Annotated in this window: 3 protein-coding genes; 2 read left to right on the top strand and 1 reads right to left on the bottom strand. The window is 71.4% G+C overall.

Features of this window, described 5'->3' with window-relative positions:
- The coding region (locus VFO68_RS02210) for a hypothetical protein (protein WP_325156421.1) at positions 1-194 on the bottom strand (194 nt) is incomplete at its 3' end.
- A gap of 39 nt (positions 195-233) precedes the next feature.
- Between VFO68_RS02210 and VFO68_RS02205 the strand changes: the two genes are divergently transcribed.
- Both VFO68_RS02205 and VFO68_RS02200 read left to right on the top strand, forming a co-directional pair.
- The gene (locus VFO68_RS02205; RefSeq protein WP_325156420.1) at positions 234-566 is read left to right on the top strand and encodes a cupin domain-containing protein; all 333 of its coding nucleotides are present in this window, start codon (positions 234-236) and stop codon (positions 564-566) included.
- A 712-nt stretch (positions 567-1,278) separates the two neighbouring features.
- The coding region (locus VFO68_RS02200; protein WP_325156419.1) for an ATP-binding protein at positions 1,279-2,430 on the top strand (1,152 nt) is incomplete at its 3' end.

Raw genomic sequence — 2,430 nt, 5'->3', positions numbered from 1 at the left:
CCGGTGCTGCAGCAGGCGTCGATCAGCATGACCGTTCTCGCCGAGCCAGCCACGATCATCGCGACGGCCACCCACCCCCGTCGCGGCGGCGACGTCGGCCGCCAGCCACACCTAGCGGTGGTGCCGTCGCCCACGACTCCGAGATCGGCGGCGGGCGCGGCGGCTACAACCAGGACCACGAGTTCTTCGGCCACCGCCAGGCCATCTGACCCAGACAGCGAAAGGACGCCGGTATGCAGAAGATGTCATTGACCGCCCTGGCACGTCAGCAGCTCAAGCTCGCACACGCCTCCTCCAGCGGTCGCAGCAGCTCCACCGTCTACGGCGGACACGAACACCACCTCCGCCAGACCCTCATCGCGCTGACCGCTGGTCAAACCCTCAACGAACACGAAAACCCCGGCGAGGCCACCGTCCACGTCCTGCACGGACGGGTCCGCCTCGCAGCCGGTGACACGTCATGGGACGGCACCGCCGGAGACCTGCTGATCGTCCCGAACGCCCGACACAGCCTCGAAGCACTCGACGAAGCCGCCGTACTCCTCACCGTCAGCAAACATCCGTAACCGCGGGCCGCTGGTTACCGCGGTGGCGGGTGACACGAACGCCGCTATCCGGTGGCGCCGCAGCGGCCTCAGGGGGTCCGACCGTCCGGATCGGTGCCGGCGAGCCGGCGCTGCCACAATGCCAAAGGTGGAGGAGTACGCGGTCGAGTCGACGATGAACGGCCGGTCGAACTGGTAATTCAGCTCTGGGAGCTCCCGCAGGGTCGCAGCGGACAGACCCAGGCCGCGTAGCAGCCACCGTGGTGTGGCGGTCGCGCGTACCGGTGGGACGCCACCGATGCGGCACATGTGCTCCACCACCGGCGGGCGGTGGGACCTCAACCGAGCGCCATCAACCTCGCCGGGTCCCGCTGCCTCAGCCCGCGGGGTTGCGGATCTTGGAAGCTTGCCGCGCCAGCATCGGCGACCTCGGCGAAGAACACGGCCACCCCGTCCTCAAGGTGCGCGATAAGGGCGGCAAACCGTCCTCGTGCCGCCCCCGCCCGCGGTGGCCCGATCGCTCTACCAGGCCGTCAGCGGCGCGCGACGGCGGCCCGATCCTGCGCAACACCTTCGGCAGGCGGATGGACCGGCACGCCGCCACCCGTCGGCTCAAGCACCTGGGCCCGAGCGGCCGGGATCCGGCCGGCCTGATCGCCTTGTCCTGATCTACGAGGCGCGAGTACGGCACCGCATGGTTCGACGGCCGACTGCTTGCGGCGATACTGCAAGAATGCGGCAGGTGCTATGTCCCGTGCTGGTCGGGCGGGAGGCGGAGCTTGAGGTGCTGCTCGACGCGTTGGCCGGCGCGTCGGGCGGTCGGGGCGGCACGTGGTTGGTGATGGGCGAGGCCGGGGTGGGCAAATCCCGGTTGGTCCGTGAGGTGTCCCGAATGGCGCGCTCGCGCGGATTGCCCGTCCTCACCGGCCGGGCCGTCTCCGGCGGTCTGCCCGTGGCATTCCGGCCGCTGTCCGAGGCTGTGCTGGGGGCACTGCGCCGGTACGGCGACCCGGATACTGCGGAGCTGCGGCCGTTCCGGCCGGCGCTGGGGCGGCTGGTGCCCCAGTGGCGTGCGCACGAGCCGGCGGGCCGTGGTGAGTCGCCGGTGGTCCTCGGCGAAGGGCTCCTGCGGCTGTTGCGGGTCTTGGCCGGTGATCACGGCTGCCTGCTGATCCTGGAGGACCTGCACTGGGCCGACCCGGAGTCGCTGGCGGTGCTGGAGTATCTGTCGGACAACCTTGCCGCGGAACGAATCGTCTGTCTGGCCACGGCCCGCCCGGAGGAGGGTGGTGGCGGCCGTGCACTGATCGGGACGTTGGCAGACCGGCGGGTCGCGCGCGTCGTCGACCTGCGGCGGCTCGGCGAGCGGGACACCATCCGGTTGGCGCGGGCCTGCCTCGGCGCCGCGGACCTGCCCACCGAGGTGGAGGCGTTCATCGGCGTCAGCTCCGACGGCCTGCCGTTCCTGGTGGAGGAGCTGCTCGCCGTACTGGTCGGCGCGGGGATTCTGGTCGAGGAGGACGGCCACTGGTCGACCACCGGTCCTCTTGGCGGCCGGGTGCCCCCGACGTTCGCCGACGCGGTCGGTCGGCGCCTGGACTCGCTGTCCGCGGGCGCCCGTGGGGTGCTCCACGCCGCCGCGATGCTCGGCCGGCGGTTCGACTGGTCACTGCTGCCGGTCATCACCGGCCTGGCCGAATCCCAGGTGGCCCTCGCGCTGCGCCAAGCGGTGGGCGCGCAGGTGTTGACCGTCGAAGCCGAAGGATTCCGCTTCCGCCACTCGCTGACCCGTGACGCGGTTCTCGGGGAGCTGGTCGCGCCCGAGCGCACCATCCTCGCCCGGCGGGCGCTGGACGCCATCGAGCAGACCCGTCCCGATCTTCCC

The sequence above is a fragment of the Actinophytocola sp. genome (genome assembly GCF_035712165.1).
In the GTDB taxonomy this organism is placed as follows: Bacteria; Actinomycetota; Actinomycetes; order Mycobacteriales; family Pseudonocardiaceae; genus DASYTH01.
Note: the sequence above shows the minus strand (reverse complement) of the source record. Positions and strands in the feature narration are given on the sequence as shown.

What these genes read in the sequence shown, in the direction of transcription:
- VFO68_RS02205 (WP_325156420.1), top strand. Translation starts at nt 234, where the DNA reads ATGCAGAAGATGTCATTGACCGCCCTGGCACGTCAGCAGCTCAAGCTC.